This is a genomic window from Olsenella uli, from assembly GCF_016899935.1.
GTDB classification, from domain to species: Bacteria; Actinomycetota; Coriobacteriia; order Coriobacteriales; family Atopobiaceae; genus Thermophilibacter; species Thermophilibacter uli_B.
On sequence record NZ_JACJJK010000003.1, the window covers coordinates 144092 to 163311 of the forward strand.

The 19220-nt window shown below is 69.9% G+C and carries 20 protein-coding genes; 14 read left to right on the forward strand and 6 right to left on the reverse strand.

The window, feature by feature from the left end:
- Positions 1-182: 182 nt before the first annotated feature.
- Complete coding sequence (locus H6A07_RS03770; protein WP_204813596.1) at positions 183-1223, forward strand: acyltransferase family protein; 1041 nt, start codon at positions 183-185, stop codon at positions 1221-1223.
- Here the strand turns inward: H6A07_RS03770 and H6A07_RS03775 are convergent.
- Entirely contained in the window at positions 1220-1492 is a 273-nt protein-coding gene (locus tag H6A07_RS03775; RefSeq protein ID WP_204813597.1) for a GNAT family N-acetyltransferase, read from the reverse strand. The two genes, H6A07_RS03770 and H6A07_RS03775, sit on opposite strands and share 4 nt — an antisense overlap.
- 72 nt (positions 1493-1564) lie before the next feature.
- Positions 1565-2113, reverse strand: a complete 549-nt coding sequence (locus H6A07_RS03780) for a flavodoxin domain-containing protein (RefSeq protein ID WP_204813598.1) — start codon at positions 2111-2113, stop codon at positions 1565-1567.
- Between the two features lie 168 nt (positions 2114-2281).
- Here H6A07_RS03780 and H6A07_RS03785 point away from each other — a divergent pair, with 168 nt between their 5' ends.
- Positions 2282-2977, forward strand: coding sequence for an SdpI family protein (locus H6A07_RS03785; protein ID WP_204813599.1), 696 nt, complete (start codon positions 2282-2284; stop codon positions 2975-2977).
- A gap of 403 nt (positions 2978-3380) precedes the next feature.
- Here the strand turns inward: H6A07_RS03785 and H6A07_RS03790 are convergent, their stop codons facing one another.
- A complete protein-coding gene (locus H6A07_RS03790; RefSeq protein ID WP_204813600.1) occupies positions 3381-4880 on the reverse strand; it encodes an ATP-binding cassette domain-containing protein in 1500 nt (499 codons plus the stop codon).
- Positions 4881-5155: 275 nt separating this feature from the next.
- Here H6A07_RS03790 and H6A07_RS03795 point away from each other — a divergent pair, with 275 nt between their 5' ends.
- Positions 5156-6064 carry a CorA family divalent cation transporter gene (locus tag H6A07_RS03795; protein ID WP_204813601.1) on the forward strand — a complete coding sequence of 303 codons (909 nt, stop codon included), beginning with the start codon at positions 5156-5158 and terminating at the stop codon, positions 6062-6064.
- 72 nt (positions 6065-6136) lie between these two features.
- Positions 6137-8155, forward strand: coding sequence for an elongation factor G (locus H6A07_RS03800; protein WP_204813602.1), 2019 nt, complete (start codon positions 6137-6139; stop codon positions 8153-8155).
- Between the two features lie 17 nt (positions 8156-8172).
- Here the strand turns inward: H6A07_RS03800 and H6A07_RS03805 are convergent, their stop codons facing one another.
- On the reverse strand, positions 8173-8700 hold the full coding sequence (locus H6A07_RS03805; protein ID WP_342636551.1) for a circularly permuted type 2 ATP-grasp protein: 528 nt from the start codon (positions 8698-8700) through the stop codon (positions 8173-8175).
- Positions 8701-8946: 246 nt separating this feature from the next.
- Between H6A07_RS03805 and H6A07_RS03810 the strand changes: the two genes are divergently transcribed.
- Together H6A07_RS03810 and H6A07_RS03815 are read left to right on the forward strand one after the other, a co-directional pair.
- Positions 8947-9783 (forward strand): substrate-binding periplasmic protein, encoded by an 837-nt coding sequence (locus H6A07_RS03810; protein WP_204813603.1) that lies wholly within the window; start codon positions 8947-8949, stop codon positions 9781-9783.
- A 17-nt stretch (positions 9784-9800) separates the two neighbouring features.
- Positions 9801-10445 carry an ABC transporter permease subunit gene (locus H6A07_RS03815; RefSeq protein ID WP_204813604.1) on the forward strand — a complete coding sequence of 215 codons (645 nt, stop codon included), beginning with the start codon at positions 9801-9803 and terminating at the stop codon, positions 10443-10445.
- Between the two features lie 57 nt (positions 10446-10502).
- Here the strand turns inward: H6A07_RS03815 and H6A07_RS03820 are convergent, their stop codons facing one another.
- Positions 10503-11027 (reverse strand): HD domain-containing protein, encoded by a 525-nt coding sequence (locus H6A07_RS03820; protein WP_204813605.1) that lies wholly within the window; start codon positions 11025-11027, stop codon positions 10503-10505.
- 106 nt (positions 11028-11133) lie between these two features.
- Between H6A07_RS03820 and H6A07_RS03825 the strand changes: the two genes are divergently transcribed.
- Positions 11134-11613, forward strand: coding sequence for a GNAT family N-acetyltransferase (locus H6A07_RS03825; protein WP_342636552.1), 480 nt, complete (start codon positions 11134-11136; stop codon positions 11611-11613).
- Positions 11614-11787: 174 nt separating this feature from the next.
- On the opposite strand, the gene H6A07_RS03830 is transcribed toward H6A07_RS03825, so the two are convergent.
- On the reverse strand, positions 11788-12783 hold the full coding sequence (locus H6A07_RS03830; RefSeq protein WP_204813607.1) for a VanZ family protein: 996 nt from the start codon (positions 12781-12783) through the stop codon (positions 11788-11790).
- Between the two features lie 328 nt (positions 12784-13111).
- Here H6A07_RS03830 and H6A07_RS03835 point away from each other — a divergent pair, with 328 nt between their 5' ends.
- The 7 genes from H6A07_RS03835 (at position 13112) to H6A07_RS03865 (ending at position 19115) form a co-directional block, all read left to right on the forward strand.
- The gene (locus H6A07_RS03835; protein ID WP_204813608.1) at positions 13112-14047 is read left to right on the forward strand and encodes an ABC transporter ATP-binding protein; all 936 of its coding nucleotides are present in this window, start codon (positions 13112-13114) and stop codon (positions 14045-14047) included.
- Entirely contained in the window at positions 14044-14835 is a 792-nt protein-coding gene (locus H6A07_RS03840; protein ID WP_204813609.1) for an ABC transporter permease, read from the forward strand. Before H6A07_RS03835 ends, H6A07_RS03840 begins: the two co-directional genes overlap by 4 nt.
- Position 14836: 1 nt before the next feature.
- A complete protein-coding gene (locus tag H6A07_RS03845; protein WP_204813610.1) occupies positions 14837-15577 on the forward strand; it encodes an ABC transporter permease in 741 nt (246 codons plus the stop codon).
- Between the two features lie 75 nt (positions 15578-15652).
- Positions 15653-15958 carry a helix-turn-helix transcriptional regulator gene (locus H6A07_RS03850; RefSeq protein ID WP_204813611.1) on the forward strand — a complete coding sequence of 102 codons (306 nt, stop codon included), beginning with the start codon at positions 15653-15655 and terminating at the stop codon, positions 15956-15958.
- Positions 15955-17211 (forward strand): type II toxin-antitoxin system HipA family toxin, encoded by a 1257-nt coding sequence (locus H6A07_RS03855; RefSeq protein WP_204813612.1) that lies wholly within the window; start codon positions 15955-15957, stop codon positions 17209-17211. Before H6A07_RS03850 ends, H6A07_RS03855 begins: the two co-directional genes overlap by 4 nt.
- A 31-nt stretch (positions 17212-17242) precedes the next feature.
- Entirely contained in the window at positions 17243-18454 is a 1212-nt protein-coding gene (locus H6A07_RS03860) for a sensor histidine kinase (protein ID WP_204813613.1), read from the forward strand.
- Positions 18441-19115, forward strand: a complete 675-nt coding sequence (locus H6A07_RS03865) for a response regulator (protein WP_204813614.1) — start codon at positions 18441-18443, stop codon at positions 19113-19115. Before H6A07_RS03860 ends, H6A07_RS03865 begins: the two co-directional genes overlap by 14 nt.
- The last annotated feature ends 105 nt before the right edge of the window (positions 19116-19220 follow it).

Sequence of the window (19220 nt, forward strand, 5' to 3'; positions counted from 1 at the left end):
AGGGACGTGCGGTGCGCGCGTAACTCAGGAAAAGCCCTCGATTTAGGCACGTTTGGACATAATTTCCGACTTACGCGCGAAACCAGTTAAGAATTTGCGCGCGCAAGTCGGGATTTTTGGTCACGGCGCTAGAATTCTGATGTTTTGCTGAACGGGACGAGACCCGGAGCCACGGGAGCGTCATGCGACATCAGACCCAGGCAGGCGCGGGGCGCATCGCGCTCTTCGACAACATCAAGGGACTGCTCATCATCCTCGTGGTGGTGGGGCACGTGGCGCATCCCGTCCACAACGACAACCCGGCCATAAGCTGCCTTTTCGACGTCATCTACCTCTTCCACATGCCGCTGTTCGTCTTTGTCTCGGGCCTCTTCGCCAAACACGCCAAAAACGAACGGGGGGGGGTTAACCCAAACCGCATCCTTTCGTTTGCCCTTCTCGCCACGCTCTACCAGCTTGCGCTCATGCTGATCAACGGGGCCAGCCTCACGCCGGGACGCTTTCTGCAGTTCACGTCCGCCCCGTGGTACCTGCTCGCGATGGCGTACTGGTACGCTGCGGCGCCGATGCTCTTGCGCCTTGGCTGGAGGCGGGGCATGGCACTCTCCCTGGCGCTCTCGTACGCGAGCGGCCTCGTCGACCTCTCCGACGGCCTTCTGGCGATCAGCCGCTCGCTCGCGTTTCTGCCGTGGTTTGCCGCTGGTCTCTACTGCCCCGTCGAACGGGTCGTCGCCTTCAAGGAGAGCCGCTCGCGTCCCGTCCGCGCGACGCTCGCCGCGGCCGTGGTCCTCGCTGCGGCCATCGCCCTCGCGCGCGTGCTGGACGCACGCGCTTACGACTGGTTCTTCCAGATGGTCTACGGCGACAACCCCTATCGCGCACTGCCGCTCGACCTTCTTGGCAAAACGGTGGCAGCCGCGATCGCGCTCGTCTTCTCTGCCGCGGTGCTGCGGCTCATCCCGTCGCGTCGTAGCTGGCTCACCGTGCTCGGCGTGCGCACGCTGGGCATCTACGTGGGGCACCGGCTCATCCGCGCATGGCTCACGTTCCGGACGCCCCTCTACGAGCAGGCAGTTCTTCTCGACCCGCTCTGGGGCACCCTCATTGTCCTAGGCCTCTCCGCCATCATCGTCGCAGCATGCAGCATGCCCGTCCTGACAGACGGGCTCAACCGGATTCTGCGTCGCCGCTGGCTGCCGGAGGGCGGCGAGAAGCGCAGCTAGGCGAGAAGACCGGCGTGCTCGGGGTGCTTCTCAAACCAGCTGACGGCGTAGGAGCACGTGGGACGCGCGTAGTAGCCGCTCGCGGCGATGCTCGCTACGGCACGACCCAGAAGCTGGCCCGCGACGCCCTGCCCACGCAGGCTCTCGTCCACGAAGGTGTGGTTGATCTCAACGATGCCGGGCTCCACCACGGGGAAGGTCACCTCGGCCAGCACGTTCCAGTTGTCGTCCAGGTACTGAATGCGGTCGCGCTCCATCACAAGGTCCATGACGTCTCCTCAGTCTCTCGGCTCTTCGGCGCCACCATCTTATCCGAGCGACGCCCCGAGCGCCCGGGAGGCCTACGCCCAGCCGCGTCCGCGCAGCTCGGCGAGCAACGGCTCCAGGTATGCGCGCTCGCAGCCGTCGTAGCCCGCGCGCATCTGGGCGAGGGCCGTCGCCGAGCGCTCGCTGCCCCCGCGTGCCTCGCCCTCGAGCATCTTGAAGTAGAGACGCATCATGATCCGGTCGGCCGCGCCCAGCCGCTCGAGGTGGAAGTCGCCCTGGCAGTAGGCCCAGGGGAGGTCCGGGTAGGCGTCTGCGGGGAAGGAATGGCGGAAGGCCTCCTCGTGCTCGCTGGCGGGCCACGTCTCGCACGGCATGGGCGTGGCCCCCACCGCCACGACGGCGTAGCGCTTCTCGGGATGGGCGGCCATGTAGGCGCGGAACCTCTTGGCTCCCCTGAGCGACGCGGCGTGGAACCAGCTGCAGAGCACCACGAGGTCGGCAGGTCCCGCCGTCCCGTCAAGGCGTCCCAAGGGCGCGGCGACGCACCCGAGCTCATCCGCGAGCCAGCGCGCGTACGTCTCGGCGGACCCGGTCTGCGAGCAGAATACGACGACGGCATCCATGAAGGCCTCCCTTGGCGAGAAGGACGTTATTCTCGCCAGTGTATGCGGCGAAGGCGCCGGCCGGCGGAACCCGTACCGAGCCCTTACGTTTGCGGCGGCCGCCGTTGCTAACCTCCCTCGAAAGGGGTATACCTTCGCGCAACGGTTGGGTTCGTCAGGGAGGCTGCTATGTCCGGCCTGGACTACACGACGCGCGACAAGATCCTGTGGGCGACGCTCGCCGTCCTGTGCGCGGCGAGCGCGGCGGCCTACGTCCTCTGGGCGCTCCCGGCGATGCCGGACACCGTGCCCACGCACTGGGGAACGAGCGGCGCGGCGGACGGCTGGGACGACAAGGGCTCAACGGTGTTCATGGGCGCGCTCATGCCGATCCTGGTGCTCGCGTTGCTCTTCCTGGTTCCGCGCCTCGACCCGCGCGGTGCGAGCTTCAACCGCTTCAAGGGAGTCTACCAGGGATTCTCCGTAGCGTTCACGGTCTTTATGGTGACGATGAGCTGGCTTACGCCGCTCTCGGCGCTTGGCGTCCTTCCCACGGAGGGCGGACCGCTCGTCAACGTCATCGTGCTCGGCTTCCTGGGTCTGCTATTCGCGGGCCTCGGTCTCGTGATGCCGCGCATCGAGCCCAACTACACCTTCGGCGTTCGCGTACCGTGGGCGCTCGCCGACCCTGAGAACTGGCGGCGCACGCATCGCTTTGCGGGGCCGGTCTTCGTGGTCATGGGCGTGGCGATGCTCGCCGTGGGGGCGCTCGCGTCCGCGCTGCCGGAAGCGGTGGCGGTCGTGGCGCTGCTCGTGGCCCTTCTCGGTGGGGTGGCGCTCGTCGCGCTCTACAGCTTCCTGCTCTGGAAGGGCGTCATTCGCTAGGGCCTCATGCTTCGCGGACTTGGCGGGCGCGGTCCTCTTACGCTCTGAAGTGGCGTTCTTCTGGCAGCTCTCCCACGTGGGCCGGGGGCGCCGACGCCGAGGCACAGGGACTGTCCGGCGCAGTCTCTGGCCCAAAGGCAATCTACGGCGAGGGCTGTGTCACTTTGAGCGAGGTTTGAGTGGGTCGCTGCCAGATGCCGAGCGCTTAACATAAAAAACCAGACTTGTTATCTGGGCTTTCTCAGAGAGCGAGCGCTCCGATATCAAATGAGCCGGAGTAAGGTCACACAGATCTCGCTCAAAGTGACACAGCCCGCCCTCCTGGGCGCCTCGGGCGAACGAGCGCGCGTCTTGCGGGCATCGATGGGGGAAGATCCCGGGCGCCGACCATGATGTCTCGGGGTCAGTCCCGTTCGCGCACGCGGCCGTCGCGGACCTCCCAGGTGCGGCTCGTGCAGGCAGAGAGGAACCGCTGGTCGTGGCTCACCAGCACGAGCGCACCGGGGTAGGCGGCGAGCGCTCGCTCGAGCGCCTCGGTGGAGTGCAGGTCCAGGTGGTTGGTGGGCTCGTCCATGACGATGAGTTGCGGACGGCGCAGGATGCCCTCGGCCAGCAGCAGCTTGCGGAGCTCGCCGGGGCTCGTGCGTCCACCCTCGAGGATGCGGTCCGGGTCGGAGTTGAGCTGCGCCACCGTAGAGAGGACGCGCCCGCGCTCTGCCGGCGCGAAGGCCGTCACGCGTGCCACCACGGTCCCGCGCTCCTCAGCCGGGAGCTCCTGCGGGATGTCCAGCACCTCCACGCCCTGTCCGGCCTCCGCCGCCCTGGCGAGCAGGGCGCGCAGGTGCACGAGGAGCGTGGACTTGCCGGCGCCGTTGGGGCCGACGACGCCCACGTGCTCGCGGCTCCCCACCCAGAGCTCGGGAATTTGGAGCGTACCCTCCGGCCCGCAGGGGATGGTGGTGGCGGGCACGTGCAGCACGGTGCGCCGGCGCGAGGGCTCAGCGTCCACCCAGAGGTCTCCGTCGTAGCGCTTGGACACCCGCGCGGCGGCCAGGCGCTCCTGAGCGGCTGCCACCCGCGCGTCCATCTGTGAGGAGAGTCGCCCCGCCTGCCCGTCCTTGCCGGTGAAGATCGCGAGGTCGATCTTGCCGCGCGCGTCGCGGTCGCGCGGGTCCAGGCCGCGCTTGCTGCGCCGCGCGTCGGCGCGCGCCGCCTCATGGGCCCGCGCGTCCTTCTCGGCTACCAGCCGCGCGAGCTCCTTCTTTGCGGCCGTGCGCTCCGCCGCGACCGTCGAGCGCTCGAGCTCCGCCTGGTCGTGCGCGGCGCCGTAGCCGCCCGGCCGCACGACGATGCCGCCCGGCTCGAAGGACGCGCAGCGACTGGCGAGCAGGTCCACGAGGTCGCGGTCGTGGCTCACGAGGATCCCGATGCCGCGGAAGCGCGCGAGTGCCGCACCCAGCTCCTCGCGGGCGTCCGCGTCCAGGTGGTTGGTGGGCTCGTCTGCCACGAGCACGTCCGGCCGGCCCCAGAGGGCCACTGCCACCTGCAGCTTCTTGCGCTCGCCGAAGGAGAGCTCGTCAAAGCGCCAGGGCATGTCGTCGGCTATGCGGAAGGCCTCGCGCAGCTCGCGGGCCTCGCGACCGTAGTCCAGGGCAAAGTCGGTGAGCCCCTCGGGCGGCTCGTCGGCGTCCTGGGCCACGTAGGCGCAGACGAGGCCGCGCGTGACCGAGCCCGCGTCCGGAACAAGAAGCCCGCAGGCCACGCGCGCGAGCGTGGTCTTGCCACAGCCGTTGTCGCCCAGAAGCGCGGTCCAGCCGACGGGGAAGGTGATGGTCACGTTGTCGAGGACGGCCTCGCGGGCCGCAGGGTAGGCGTAGCGCACGCCGGAGAGCATCAGTTGCATAGACATCTCTTCTCTGGCGAGGCGCCGGGCGGGCGTCCTTCTCGCCATCAGGGGTTGCTTTGCTGAGGATGTCTAGCGGATGCGCACGGCTCCCTTGCTTCCTGCCGGTCCGACGGCGGCGCCACCCGCGCTGCGAGGCCCATTCCCCGCTCGGCCGACGCCGCCAGTATGCCGCGGCGCGCCCCGTGGGTCAAGTCGCGCCGCGCGCCGCCGCGAGGGGCGCTATCATGCGAGCCAAGGAATGGCAGATGGGGCGTCGAGGCGGGAGGCCAGACATGGCGCGAGCATGGCACATCGAGAACGGCCACCTTGCGACGGGCGAGAAGAGCGGCGAGAAGGACGGCGCGCCCGTCGCGGTGCTCCTGCGGGGCGAGGAGGCGTCCTCCCGGCAGCTCTCCCACGCGCAGCGCGAGGTTCTCTCCCAGCTGGAGCACGCGGCGATGCCCTTCCTGGAGCGCACGGCCTCCGGTGCGGCGGGGCTCGTGGTCACCGCGAGCGGACGGAGGCGCTTCGGCTTTGTCCTCAGCCCCGACGAGCTGCTGCTCGTTGACGACGGCGACCTCTGCGCAACGGCGCTCGGTCACGCCGTGGAGGACCGGCAGCCCGTCGAGGGGCCGGCCGGCGCCCTCTGCGCGCTCCTGCGCGAGCTCCTGCGCGACCACCCGGCGCGCCTCTCCCGCATGCGCGACGACTTCGAGTGCCTCGAGGAGCAGCTGCTCGAGGGCCGCGAGCGCCCGGACCGGGGAAAGATGATGTCCGACACCCGGCGCATGCTCGGGCTCGACACCTTCTACCAGGGGATGTCCGATCTCGCGGGCGAGCTCGCCGAGGACGAGACCGGCCTCGTGGCGCCGCTGGACCGCGCCCGCCTGCGCTCGCTCGCGCGGCTGCTCGGCCGGCTCTCCAACCGCCTGGAGTCCCTGCAGGACTACAGCCTCCAGGTGCACGGCCTCTACCAGGAGTCCATCGACCTGCGTCAGAACAGCGTCATGCAGTGGCTCACGGTGGTGGCCACCATCGCGATGCCGCTCACCTTCGTCACCGGCTGGTACGGCATGAACTTCCCGCACATGGCGCTCTTCGACGCGCCGTGGGGCTACGCCGCGGTGATCGTGGCGTGCGTGGCGATCGTTGCTGCCGAGGTGGCGTTCTTCTGGCACCACGGCTGGCTGCGGTTCAAGTAGCGCGGGGCGGGCGCGTCTCGTCGCGGTCAGGCTATGATGCTGCGGGGTCAATTTGTCGAGGAGGTCGGGCAGATGAGGCAGGCGGTCGTGGGGCTTCTGGCGCACGTCGACGCGGGCAAGACCACGCTCGCGGAGGCGCTGCTCGCCGCAGCGGGCGCCGTCCGCACGCCCGGTCGCGTGGACAGCGGCAGCTCCCATCTGGACACGGATGCCATGGAGCGCGAGCGCGGCATCACGATCTTCTCTGCCACGGCGGCGCTCGACTGGGCGGGCGCCCACCTCATGCTCGTGGACGCGCCCGGTCACGTGGACTTCTCCGCCGAGGCCGAGCGCACGATCGCCGCGCTGGACGCGGCAATCCTGGTGGTGGGCGCCAACGACGGCGTGCAGGGCCACACGGAGACCCTCTGGGACCTACTCGCGCGCCACGGCGTGCCCACATATGTCTTTGTGAACAAGTGCGATCTGGAAAACCCCGGGCGAGAAGAACTTCTGGCCGAGCTGGCGTCGCGGCTCTCGCCGGGCTGCGTGGACGCGGCGGCGCTGCTCGCCGGTGACGCGGCCGCCGTGGAGGACGCCGCCGCCGCGACGGACGAGGCCGCGCTCGAGGAGTACCTGGAGACGGGCGCGCTCTCGGCGGAGGCGCTGCGTCGCCTGGTGGCGGGGCGTGCCCTCTTCCCGGTCTTCTTTGGTGCGGCGCTGCGGGACGACGGCGTGCGCGAGCTGCTCGACGGCCTCACCGCCCTGCTCGCCGAGCGCTCCTGGCCGGACGAGTTTGCGGCGCGCGTCTACCGCGTGAGCCGCGGCGCGCGGGGCGAGCGCCTTGCGTGGGTGAAGGTCACGGGCGGCACGCTCCGCGCGAAGATGCCGCTCGCGGGCGTGGACCGTCATGGCGAGCCCTGGGCCGAGAAGATCAACGAGGTGCGGCTCTACCAGGGCGCAAGCTTTGAGACCGTGGCGGAGGTCCCGGCCGGGCGGGTCTGTGCCGTCGCCGGGCTCACCCATGTCATCCCCGGCAGTGCCCTCGGCGCGGAGCCCGAGGGGGTGCGCGCGGCGCTCGCGCCCGTGCTGTCCTACCAGGTCATTCCCGAGTCCGGAGCGGACGCGAGCGCCCTCGTGCGGGCCCTGCGCGAGCTCGCGGACGAGGACCCGATGCTCGGCGTCACCTGGGAGGAGGAGCTGCAGGAGGCCCATGTCCAGCTCATGGGCGAGGTCCAGCAGGACGTGGTCGCGGCCCTCTTGCGCAAGCGCTACGGCTTCAACGTGACCTTCGGCCCCGGCGGCATCCTCTACAAGGAGACCGTGACCGCGCCCGCCGAGGGTGTGGGGCACTTCGAGCCGCTGCGCCATTACGCGGAGGTGCGCCTGCTTCTAGAGCCGCTGCCGCGCGGATCCGGCGTGGAGTTCGGTACGCGCTGCTCCACGGACGAGTTGGACCTCAACTGGCAGCGCCTCATCCTCACGAACGCCATGGAGCGCGACCACCGGGGCGTGCTCACCGGCGCGCCGCTCTCCGACGTGCGGATAACACTGCTCGCCGGTCGCGCGCACGCCAAGCACACCGAGGGCGGCGACTTCCGCCAGGCCACCTACCGTGCCGTCCGCCAGGCCCTCATGGGCGCGCGCGAGCGCGGGGAGTGCGTGCTCCTGGAGCCGTGGTACCGCTTCCGCCTCACGGTGCCGGCCGACCGCGTGGGCCGCGCACTCACGGACCTCACGCGCATGGCGGCGGAGTTCGGCGCGCCGGTCGCGTCCGGCGAGACGGCGCGCATCGCGGGCGAGGTGCCCGCCTCCGAGGTGGGGGAGTACGCGCTCGAGGTCGCGCGCTACACGGGCGGTCGCGGCCGCATCTCGCTCGAGCTCGCCGGCTACCGGCCGTGCCACAACGCCGACGAGGTCATCGCCACCGCGGCCTACGACCCCGAGGCCGACCTCCCCAACACGCCCGACTCCGTCTTCTGCAGCCACGGCGCCGGCCACACGGTGAAGTGGCGCGACGTCCCCGCCCACGCGCACACGACCGTGGACTCCGCGCGCCTGCGCCCGTACCGAGCCGCCGACGCCACGTTCTTCTCGGCCGCCCGGTCCTGAGCGCGTCGCAGCCGCAGCTAGAGCCCGACCTCGTGGACGGCGGCGTTGACCCACTGGGTCTGGCTCACGCCGGCTCCCGTGAAGAGCCCGATGTCAAAGAGCGGATAGCTCGCGCCCGAGGGGATGCGCAGGTTGTCCTCCAGGACCCACCAGCGCCCGTCCTCGCCCTGGACGAGGTCCTCCCCGGCCACGTGGGCGTAGATGCCCGCTGGCGGCGTCATGCCGTTGACCTGCGGCAGGTAGCCGGTCGAGCTGTAGACGAACTCCTCCGGGATCACGCCGTCATGCACGATGCGCTTGTCCGAGTAGACGTCGCGCAAAAACGCGTTGAGGGCGGCCACGCGCTGCTTGAGGCCCGTCTCGAGCAGGTCGAACTCGTCGGACTCTATGACGCGCGGGATGTGGTCGTAGGGGAAGAGGCGGTCGTGGTACTCCCCGTCGCGGTAGATCCCAAAGCGGACGCCGTTGCGGGCGAGCTCCCGGTTGATGACGTCCCGGCGGCCGACGAGGCTCGCCGCCAGCTCCGCTGCCTCGGTCCTCTCCACGGTCAATCCTCCGCTTCGCCGGTTTCCCGCTTGCAGTCTGGGGTGGGCCCCTGCAGGGTTTGAGGGGACAGGGGCCCGCACATCAGCGTAGGGTTGCCTCGTTACGGGACGCCGACGGGGCGTTTCGGAAGGTGTCGGCCGTGTTTCCGCTTCGTTCGAGCCGCATGAGGGCGCGCGCGGCGCGCTAGGGTGACGCAGGAACGCACGTTCAGCGGGCTCATCGGTTCACGCAGAGAGGGCGAGCGCATGTCGTCGACATCGATCAGCAGGTCATCCTTCCTCGGGCTTCTCGCCATGGGCGCGGGCGCGCTCGCGCTCGCCGGGTGCTCCTCGGAGCCGCCTGCGGACGCCCCGGCCGAGGGCGCCCCCGAGGACGTCGCCGGCTTGCACTTCACCTTCATCGGGGACAACAACTTCAAGCCCTATCGCTACGTCGAGACCGCGGACGACGGCAGCAGCACGACGGTGGGCCTCGACATCGCGGTGGCCGACGAGCTGGCCTCCCGCCTCGGCTTCACCTACGAGTTCAAGCCCATGTCCTTCACCGGCACGCTGCCCGCCATCCAGAACAAGCAGGCGGACTTCTCCATGGCCCTCGCGTCAAACCCGGAGCGCGAGGAGACCTTCGACTTCACGCAGGGCTACTACCAGCCGCGCGTGGGCGTGCTCACCAAGGAGGGCGCCGAGCTCGCGGACGTGGCCGCGCTCGACGGGCACCACCTCTCCTGCATGACGGGCACGGTCCAGAACCAGATGCTCACCGAGCTCTGCCCGAACGCCCAGATCTCCACCTACGACACCGCCGACCAGGCCATGCAGGAGGTCGTGGCCGGCCGCGTGGACGCCTACGTGTGCGACGGCGCCGAGGGCGGCTCCATGGCCGAGGCCAACCCCGGCCTGGTCTGCACGCTCCTGCCCGACGACGAGACGAGCGACTACGTGGGCGCCTACCGCATCATGGGCTGGAAGGGCGCGCCCTTCATCCCCGCCTTCGACGGGGCGCTCGACGACATGAAGGCCGACGGCACTCTCGAGGGCTTCATCCACACCTGGGTGGGCCCCGACTTCTCCTACGGCGACTAGCGGGCGGCGAGAAGGACGTGCGGTTCGACCTCATAGCCCCCTACGCGGGGATGTTTCGCGACGGCCTGGTGGTGACGCTCCAGTTCACGGGCCTCTCGCTCCTGGTGGCCCTCGCGCTCGGCGCCGTGCTCGCGCCGCTCAAGCTCGTGCGCTGCCGCCCGCTTTCGTGGGCGCTCAGGCTCTACACGTCGCTCGCGCGCGGCATCCCGCTCATGGTGCTGCTCTTCCTCGTGTACTTTGCCACGCCGCAGCTCACGGGCTGGGCGATCACGCCGCTCCAGGCGGGGGTGGCTACGTTCGGCCTGGCGGGCGCCGCCAACGTCTCCGAGGTCCTGCGCGGGTGCATCCAGGGCGTGGACCGGGGCCAGTACGACGCGGCGCGCTCGTTGGGCATGACGTTCGTGCAGACGATGCGCTACGTCATGGTGCCCGAGGCCCTGCGCTCGGCGGCGCCCGCCCTCGTGAACGAGGCGATCACGCTGCTCAAGGGCTCGGCGCTCGTCTCCACGATCGGCGTCGCGGACACGCTCAAGGCGGCCACCACGGCGCAGGCCATGACCTACCGCTCCTTCGAGCCGCTCGTCGTTGCGGCGCTCATCTACTACGCGCTCGTGGTCGCGCTCACCGCGCTCGGCGGCCTCCTGGAGCGCCGCCTCGCGTAGGGCGACGCTTCGTGCTCGCGCTGCTCGGACGGGGTCCCGTCCCCAGTCAGCAGCCAATTAGCAGCCGAACATCGCGTCCAGCAGCGCGATGCCGGTCCGGGTGCGAAAGACGCGCTCCCGGGCGGCCCGGATTGCGCGCTCGCCGGCACCGTCCTCGTAGAGGTTCACGAGGAAGTCCGCCTCGACGAGTATCTGGTGGTCGGGCTTCTCGATGTGCGCGTAGCTGTGGTGGTGCCCCACGAGCCACGCCGCGCGCTCGCACGTCGTTTCGGGGAGGCCGGCGCGGGCGAGCAGCGCGCGGGCGGGCGCCGGGCCCTCCTGCTCCTGGAGACGGCCGTCGCAGCGCCCGTACTTCTCCTCCGCCGGGTGGATCCCGATGTCGTGCACGATGGCCGCCGCCTCGAGCGCGAGCAGCTCGGGGTCCGTGAGGCCCTCCTCCCGCCCGATGGTGCGCGCGAGGCTGTGGACCTTGAGGAAGTGCTGGATGCGTCGCGCGTCCCCGCAGTCGAACTCGATCATGTCGAGCATGGCCCGGTGCAGCAGCTCTTCTCGCCCGCGTTCTTCTCGCCCGCGTGTGTCCATGCGTCCCCTCCCGCGTTGGCTCTCGGTGCTCCGGACCAGTGTGGGACAACGCTGTGGCCGGCGTGTTACAAAGGGACGGTCCCTTCGTAACGTCAGGAGGCCAGCGGTGAGTGACAATCCCCGGTTCAGAGAGGCCGAGCGCGCGGACGTGCCGCTCATCCTCACGTTCATCCGCGAGCTCGCGGACTACGAGGGCATGCTCGACGAGGTGGTGGCGGACGAGGCCACGCTCGAGGAGTGGCTCTTCGACCGGCGCGCCGCCGAGGTGATCTTTGCGCTGGAGGACGGGCGCGAGGTGGGCTTTGCGCTCTTCTTCCACAACTTCTCGACCTTCCTCGGCCGGGCGGGCCTCTACCTGGAGGACCTCTACGTGCGGCCCGAGTGTCGCGGGCGCGGCTACGGCAAGGCGCTGCTCAGGCGGCTCGCGCGGATCGCCGTCGAGCGCGGGTGCGGCCGGCTGGAGTGGTGGTGCCTGGACTGGAACCGCCCGAGCATCGACTTCTACCTCGCGATGGGCGCCGAGCCCATGAGCGACTGGACCGTCTACCGCGTGGCCGGCGACGCCCTCGCGGACCTCGCGCGCTGACGCTCGCCGCTTGCTGCCGCTGGGTCCTTCTCGGCTTCAAAACCTCACAGGTGGTGTGAGTTTTCTCGCTAATGCGAGTAAAAGATAAACGACAGCGATAATAGCATCACTATAAGTTCCACCACCTGTGAGGTTTTGAAACGCGCGGGCGAGAAGGACGGCGGACCCCGCGCGCTAGACCAGGTCGTACGGCATCTGCCGGGCCACCAGGTAGAAGAGCGCGAGCGCAGGCCACGCCAGCGGGAAAAAGAAGTACGCGCCGCCCAGCACGAGGGCGCGCAGCACGTAGAACGCCGCGCGCCGGCCGCCCGTGCGCTCCCTGGTCTCGCAGCTCATCCGCACGAAGGCGCCGCCCGGCGTGGAGCCGCCGTGCCGCCAGGGGACCACGAGCTCGACCCAGACGAACGCCGCGTACAGAACCACGTCCGTGAGCTGGGAGCGCACGCCCTCGGGGGCGCCGACGAGCCCCAGCGCCAGCGCGAGCGCCCCACCCGCCACGAGCGAGACGAGCGTGACGAGCAGCGTGTCCAGCCAGAGCGCCACGCAGCGCCGCACGAAGCCCGGCTCGTGCGTGACCTCGCCCTCCTCAGCGAGCGCGCCCGGCGGCAGCACGCGGGCGAGCAGTGCCGCGCAGCCCCAGCCGAGCGCCGCGCCCGAGGTGTTGTAGATGAGGTCGTCCACGTCCGCCGTGCGGTACGCGTACGGGTAGACGCCAAAGAGCCCCGTGCCCTGCGCGACCTCGATGGCCAGCGACGCCAGCAGCCCCACGACCACGGAGCGCCAGAACCCCCAGCGCAGAAGGCGCCCCGCGATGAATCCCAGCGGCATGAAGAGCACCACGTTGAAGGCGATCTGCGGCAGCGTGCTCACGCCCTCGCGCGCGAAGTCCCCCACGAAGGCCAGCGGGTCCAGCTGCCAGGGGATCCCGTAGGTGATGCCGGGGCCGGCGTCCCCGCTCGGCAGCGGCCAGAGCGTGAAGCAGCCCAGGCCCAGCACGTAGAGCACCGCGAGGTAGGTGGAGACGACCGTGCCAAAGCGCAGCCGCCCGTCGCGGTGGTAGACCCAGGCCAGGATCGGCAGCGTGAGCGCGAGGGAGGCCATCGGCCACAGGACCAGCGCCAGCAGGAAGTTCTCCGTGTAGCCCGCAAGGAAGCGCCTGATGAGGTTCATGTCGTCCGTTCTTCTCGCCTGCTCTTGCGCCCCTATTGTTCCCCGCCGGGGCGTCAGCAGCCATCGATGTTCCTTACGATTTCGCAAGGCGAGAAGCTCCGTGGGGGCGCCGCCTCGGAAAACCTCACAGGTGTCAGAAGTCAACTTTACTGATACAAAGAAAACCTATAATAAGTTCATAGAACATCGCGAGAAGAACCACCACCTGTGAGGTTTTTCTCCCGCAAAGGTTGTCACCCCAGGGTGTCAGCCTCCCCGGCGACCCCGTCCTCGCCCGCGCGGTCGGCAAGACTGCCTGCGTACCGAGAAACGCGACGAAGGGAGAGAGATGGACGCTGCGACGCGGGGAGGCATGGCCGTCACCACGGCGGGCCTCACCAAGCGCTACGGGGACGCGTGCGTGGTCGACCGCGTGAGCCTGGCCGTGCCCGAGCGCGCGGTCTACGGCTTTCTGGGCCCCAACGGGGCCGGCAAGTCGACCACGATGAAGATGCTGCTGGGCCTCGTGCACCCCACGGAGGGCTCGGCCACGGTCCTGGGCACGCCCATGACGCCGGCAAACCGCCTCGAGGTGCTGCGCCGCGTGGGCTCGCTCATCGAGAGCCCGAGCTGCTACCCGCACCTCACCGCGCGCGAGAACCTGGAGATCGTGCGCCAGCTGCGCGGCCTGCCCGCCTCGGAGATCGACGAGGTGCTGAGGATCGTCCGCCTGGACGACCCGTCGCTCAGGCGCAAGCGCGTGGGGAACTTCTCGCTCGGCATGAAGCAGCGTCTCGGCATCGCCGCCGCGCTCATGGGCCGCCCGCCGCTGCTCCTGCTCGACGAGCCCACCAACGGCCTCGACCCCTCGGGCATCCACGAGATCCGCGCCCTCGTGCGCGAGCTCCCGCGCATGTTCGACATGACGGTCGTCGTCTCCAGCCACCTGCTCTCCGAGATCGACCAGATGGCCGACCACGTGGGGATCATCCGCAGGGGCCAGATGGTGTGGCAGGGACCGCTCGCGGAGCTTCACGCGCGCGGGCGGCGCTGGATCGCCCTGCGCACCACGGACAACGCGCGGGCGCGCCAGCTGCTGCCCGGCGCGCAGGTGGACCCGGACGATGCCTCCTACCTGCGCCTGCGCGCGGTGGACGACGCTGCGGCGGCGCGGGTCAGCCTGGGCCTCGCCAGTCGCGGCGTGGGCGTGGTGCGCATGGAGGAGCACGAGGACTCGCTCGAGGACATCTTCCTCAGGCTCACCGGGATGGAGGAGACGCTATGACGGGCGAGAAGAACGCGGCACTCGCCGCCGCGCCGAGGCCGGGCATGGTGCGCCAGGTCCTGCTCGAGTTCGGGAAGAGCCGGCGCAAGCACCTCTGGCTCATCTGCGCCGCCATGCTCGGCGTGCTCCTGCTGTGGTTTGGCTACCAGTCGTCGCGCCAGGTCGAGCACACGACTGACTACCGCGCGCTGCTCTACAGCCTGCCGGTCGTCAACGCGATCTTCCTCCCGCTTCTGTCCGCCGTGGTGGCCTCGACGGTCTGCGACGTGGAGAACCGTGCGAACATGTGGAAGGAGCTCCTCACGATGGAGCGCGCGGAGGACCTCTTCTGCGCGAAGTGGCTCACCTGCTCTCTCGTGATGGCCGTCGTGGTGACGGCCGAGGTCGTGGCCGCCTCGCTCATCGGTGGCTCCCTCGGCTTTGGCGCCGTCCCGGCGGGCGAGTGCTTCGTGCTCTGGGTCTCCACGCTTTCCGCGTGCCTCTTCGTGACGACGGTCGTGGAGTGCCTCTGCCTCTTCATCGCCAACCAGTTCGTGCCGCTCGTCATGGGCGTGGCGCTGTCGTTTCTGGGGCTCTTCTCGATGTACCTGCCGCCGGCCTTCTCGGTCCTCGTGCCGAGCTCCTACTTCGCCCTCATGTCCACCGTGAGCATGTCCTACGACGCCGCCGCCGGGGTGGCGACCTTTGGCAGCGTCGCCTGGCCGGTGGGCTACTTCGCCGTCATCGTCCTCGTCACCGTCGCCGCGTTCGCGCTGTCGCTTCGGGCCTTCATGAGAAGGGAGCTCTAGCATGCTCGTCTCCTGCATCCGCGCGGAGCTGGTCAAGCTCCGCCGCGCGCCGGTCTGGGTGGCCTTCGTGGCGCTTCCCGGCGCCTCCGCGCTCATCGGCTGCGCCAACTACCTGATGAACCTCGGGGTCATCACGCCCGGCTGGGCGAACCTCTGGACCCAGCAGACGCTCTTCGTCTGCTACTTCTTCCTGCCGGCGCTGCTCGGCGTGGGGTGCTCCTTCCTCTGGCGCCAGGAGCACCTGGGCTCCAACTGGAACGAGTTCATGGTGCAGCCGGTGCCGCTGCGCGACCTCGTGCTCGCCAAGTTCTGCGTGGGCGCGCTCATGTCGCTTCTCGCCTTCGCGTCGATACTGGTGTTCTACGTGGGCAGCGGCATCGCGCTCGGCGTTCCCGGGGCGTTTCCGGCGGCACAGGTCGCGGAGTACGTCACGCTCGGGATCCTGGGGTCGCTCGTCATCGTGGCGGTCCAGCTCGCCGTCTCCATGGTCGTGCGCAACTTCGCCGCGCCGGTGGGCGTCGCGCTCGCCGGCGGCGTGTCGGGCCTCGTCGCCACCATGGTGGGCTGGGGCAACGTCTGGCCCTACTCCCTGATCCAGACCGGCATGAACTCGAACACGCAGGTCGACCTGTCCGCCGCCGGCGTCGCCCAGATCGTGGTCCTCTCGGTCGTCTACGCCGCGCTCGCCATCGCGTGGGCGTGCCGGTGGCTCGCGCGCCGGGACGTCGTGGCGACGAAGTGACTTCGCATCACGATAACGTATGGGAAATGCTACGATATCTAAATAACGTCGCCTATCTCATACGTAAGGATGATAATGAAGCGTCCCGTTCCCATGGCCACCAGGCTCGCCGCCCGGCGCATCGGCGAGAACCTCTCGACGTGGCGGCGCCTCTATGGTCTCTCGTCTCAGCAGGTCGCGGAGCGCGCCGCCGTGTCACGCTCGACGGTATCGCGGCTGGAGAACGGGGATCCCACGGTGAGCTTTGCGACCTTCCTCAACGTCTGCCGTGCCGTTGGGATTCTCGATGCGATATCCGCGGCCACCGACCCCTACGAGACCGACCTGGGTCGCGCGCGTGCCGACACGGCAATCCCTCAGCGCATCAGGAGCAGGCGATGATTCCTGCGGTGGACGTCTACCTCTCTTCGTTTGATGGCGGCACAGCTGACGAGGTGCTGGTCGGTCGTTGTCGGCGCAGCGTTCGGCACGGAGCGCTCTCCACGCTGTTCACCTATGACGACGCGTACCTCTCCAATCCGCGTGCGTTCGCAATAGACCCGTGCCTCCCACTGGACTCGGCGGCGCATCATGTGGTCGGGCTCCCCGGTGCTCTGCGCGACTCGTCGCCCGACCGGTGGGGACGGCATCTTATCGCCCGACGTCAGCGCGCTGCGGTGGGGTCCGGTCCGCTTCGGACGCTCGATGAGATGGACTATCTCCTCGGCGTGCATGACCAGACGCGCGAGGGGGCCCTTCGGTATCGGGACCCGGCTTCGGGGGTCTTTCTCTCTCCCTTGGGAGAGGTGCCGCCCATGGTCGAGCTCAAGCGAATGCTGTCTGCCAGCACTGAGGTGGCAAGGGGAGAGGAGAGCGTCGACCAGGTCAAGGAGCTGCTCGATGCGGGGTCCGGCTCGCTTGGCGGCGCGCGCCCCAAGGCTTCGGTCCTTGACGAGGGCAAGCTGCTCCTGGCGAAGTTTCCGCATCCCGGGGACGAGTGGGACGTCATGGCCTGGGAGAAGACGGCCATCGACCTTGCGCGGGCGGCGGGCATTCCGGTCCCTGCGGCTCGCGTGGTTCGCCTGGGACGACAGGGCGTTCTCGTGATCGGGAGATTCGACCGGCTGGGGTCAAGGATCGACGGCGCCCGCGTGCCCTACCTGAGCGGCATGACGGTCGTGCGCGCGCAGGACGGCGAGCAGCGGGACTATGCCGAGCTTGCCGAGGCGACGGCCATTCTTGTCGCGGAGCCGGAGCGTGAGCTCGAGGGCCTGTTCCGACGCGTCGTGCTGTCGATAGCGCTGCATAACACCGACGACCATCTCAGAAACATCGGGTTCCTGCGCGGCGCGGGTGGTTGGCGGCTTGCGCCGCTCTTTGACGTCAGCCCCTCTCCAGAGCTCTCGCGTGCTCGCGTGACATCAATATTTGGAGAGAGCGGAGCAGGCGAGACGAGCGGCCTTCTCGACTTTGCCGCCGTGTGCGGGGTCAGTCGCGTCGCAGCACGGCGCATCGTCGCGGAGGTGCTCGGGGCGATGCGCTCATGGCGTGAGACTGCGAGGAGGAACGGCTGTCGCGACGCGGAGCTCACCCTGTTCGAGCCGGTGTTCCGCGACCGCTGTCGCGCCCTAGAGGAGTGTACGTCGTCGTGGTAGGCCAAGCTGAGAAGAGCGGGGAGCGCGGGGCATGACGGAGTGGGGTCGCATACGGGAGCGCGCCGCCGCCTGGGGCGAGCGTCCCCAGGCGCGCCTCGTGGCGCCCGTGGCCTGCGTGGTCTTCGAGGCGGTCTTCCTCACCCGGTACGTCTCCTTCCTGCCCGCCGACTACGACCCCGCGTCCGTGTGGCTGCTCGTGTGGTGCGTCGCCGCGATCCTCGCGTGCGTCTTTCTCCGGCGGCGCCGCCCGCTCGGCGCGACGCTCGTGGCGTGCGCCTGCGCGGCGGCGTGCGCGCGCGTCGACGAGGGGGCCTACACGGGCGTGCCGCTCCTGGTCCTGCTCTACGGGGTGGTCGCGCGGGCGGACGGGGCGCGGGCGGTGGCTGCCACGCTCGCCGTGCTCGCCGCGTTCTGGGCGCCCGCCCATCTTTCGGGCGATGAGGCCCTCGCCCTCGTGCACCTCGAGTGGACGCTCGCCGTGGTCGCCGCCGCGCTCGCGTCCCGCGCGCTGTGGGCACGTCGCCGGGCGGCGCGCGAGCTCGAGGAGGAGCGGGCGGCGCGCGAGCGGGCGACGCGCGAGCGCGACGAGGCCGAGGCCCGCAGCCGCATCGCCGCCGAGCTGCACGACTCGGTGGGCCACGACCTTACGGCCATCATCGCGCTCTCCGAGGGGCTTGCCGGCGCCACGGGGGACGCGGTTACGGACGACGCAATTGCACGCATCAACGAGCTCGCCCGCGAGGGGCTTGCCGACACGCGCCGCGCCGTCAGGCGGCTCTCGGCCCTGCACGGCGAGGGCTCCGAGCCCCCGCTCGGGGAGACGCCCTCGTGGGACGACGTCCGCCCCGTGCTCGAGCACGCTCGCGCGGCCGGCCTCGCGGTCGCGCTCACGGAGACCGGCGCGCGCCCGCAGGACCCCCGGCAGGCCGCGCTCGCCTTCTCTGTCACCCGCGAGGCCGTGACCAACGCGCTGCGTCACGCGCGCGGGGCCACGCGCCTCACGGTCTCCTGGGACCATCGCGCGGACGGGAGCTGCGCCGTGAGCGTGCGCGACAACGGCCGGGCGGGCGAGAAGGACGGCGCGCTCGCAGCCTCGGACGGGACCGGCCTCGCGCGCCTGCGCGCCGAGGTGGAGGCGGCCGGCGGGTCCTTCTCGGCAGAGACGGGCGAGGGCGGCGGCTGGTGCGTACGGGCCACGCTGCCAAAGACGGCGGGAGAGGGAGTCCGCGATGAGGACCGTTGAGGTGATGCTTGTCGACGACCAGGCGGAGACCCGCCTGGGCTTCTCGCTCATGCTGCGGCGCGACCCGACGCTGCACCTCTGGGGCCAGGCGGAGAACGGGCGCCAGGCGGTGGACGCCGTGGACCGCGCTGCGACGGCGGGCCGTGCGCTTCCCGACGTCGTCCTCATGGACGTGCGGATGCCCGTCATGGACGGCATCGACGCCTGCGCGCTCATCTGCGAGCGGCACCCGGCGGTGCGCGTCCTCATCCTCACCACCTACGACGAGGACGACTACGCCTTCGGCGGCCTCGAGGCAGGCGCCTCCGGGTTCCTTCTCAAGGACGTCCGCTCCCGCGAGCTCGTCGACGCGGTCCATGCCGTCGCGGAGGGCGACGCCGTCCTCACCCCGCGCGTCACGCGGGCGGTCCTCGAGCGCGACGTCCCCAGGGTCGTCCCCGGCTCCGAGCGCGAGCGCCTGCGCCGGGCCTTCCGCCAGCTCACGGGCCACGAACGGGAGATCTGCTCGCTCGTGGCCGACGGCCTCTCCAACGCCGAGATCGCCGAGCGCCTGGTCATCCAGCCCGCCAGCGCCAAGCGCGCCGTGTCCCGGATCCTCTCCAAGCTGGGCCTGCGCGACCGCACGCAGATCGCCGTCGCCTGGTACCGGGCGGGGCTGTAGGGCGCGCGGCGTCCGGCATCTTGGCGGCAAAACCTCACAGGTGGCAGAAGTCAACTTTACTGACACAAAATAGGACAATAATAAGTTCATAGAACAGCGCGAGAA

Bases quoted from the DNA above. Each gene is read 5' to 3' on its own strand.
- H6A07_RS03830 (WP_204813607.1), bottom strand. From the start codon at position 12,783: ATGAACCTCATCAGGCGCTTCCTTGCGGGCTACACGGAGAACTTCCTG.
- H6A07_RS03795 (WP_204813601.1), top strand. From the start codon at position 5,156: ATGGCGCGAGCATGGCACATCGAGAACGGCCACCTTGCGACGGGCGAG.
- H6A07_RS03860 (WP_204813613.1), top strand. From the start codon at position 17,243: ATGACGGAGTGGGGTCGCATACGGGAGCGCGCCGCCGCCTGGGGCGAG.
- H6A07_RS03770 (WP_204813596.1), top strand. From the start codon at position 183: ATGCGACATCAGACCCAGGCAGGCGCGGGGCGCATCGCGCTCTTCGAC.
- H6A07_RS03785 (WP_204813599.1), top strand. From the start codon at position 2,282: ATGTCCGGCCTGGACTACACGACGCGCGACAAGATCCTGTGGGCGACG.
- H6A07_RS03775 (WP_204813597.1), bottom strand. From the start codon at position 1,492: ATGGACCTTGTGATGGAGCGCGACCGCATTCAGTACCTGGACGACAAC.
- H6A07_RS03810 (WP_204813603.1), top strand. From the start codon at position 8,947: ATGTCGTCGACATCGATCAGCAGGTCATCCTTCCTCGGGCTTCTCGCC.
- H6A07_RS03820 (WP_204813605.1), bottom strand. From the start codon at position 11,027: ATGGACACACGCGGGCGAGAAGAACGCGGGCGAGAAGAGCTGCTGCAC.
- H6A07_RS03780 (WP_204813598.1), bottom strand. From the start codon at position 2,113: ATGGATGCCGTCGTCGTATTCTGCTCGCAGACCGGGTCCGCCGAGACG.
- H6A07_RS03835 (WP_204813608.1), top strand. From the start codon at position 13,112: ATGGACGCTGCGACGCGGGGAGGCATGGCCGTCACCACGGCGGGCCTC.
- H6A07_RS03800 (WP_204813602.1), top strand. From the start codon at position 6,137: ATGAGGCAGGCGGTCGTGGGGCTTCTGGCGCACGTCGACGCGGGCAAG.
- H6A07_RS03865 (WP_204813614.1), top strand. From the start codon at position 18,441: ATGAGGACCGTTGAGGTGATGCTTGTCGACGACCAGGCGGAGACCCGC.
- H6A07_RS03850 (WP_204813611.1), top strand. From the start codon at position 15,653: ATGAAGCGTCCCGTTCCCATGGCCACCAGGCTCGCCGCCCGGCGCATC.
- H6A07_RS03855 (WP_204813612.1), top strand. From the start codon at position 15,955: ATGATTCCTGCGGTGGACGTCTACCTCTCTTCGTTTGATGGCGGCACA.
- H6A07_RS03790 (WP_204813600.1), bottom strand. From the start codon at position 4,880: ATGCAACTGATGCTCTCCGGCGTGCGCTACGCCTACCCTGCGGCCCGC.
- H6A07_RS03845 (WP_204813610.1), top strand. From the start codon at position 14,837: ATGCTCGTCTCCTGCATCCGCGCGGAGCTGGTCAAGCTCCGCCGCGCG.
- H6A07_RS03840 (WP_204813609.1), top strand. From the start codon at position 14,044: ATGACGGGCGAGAAGAACGCGGCACTCGCCGCCGCGCCGAGGCCGGGC.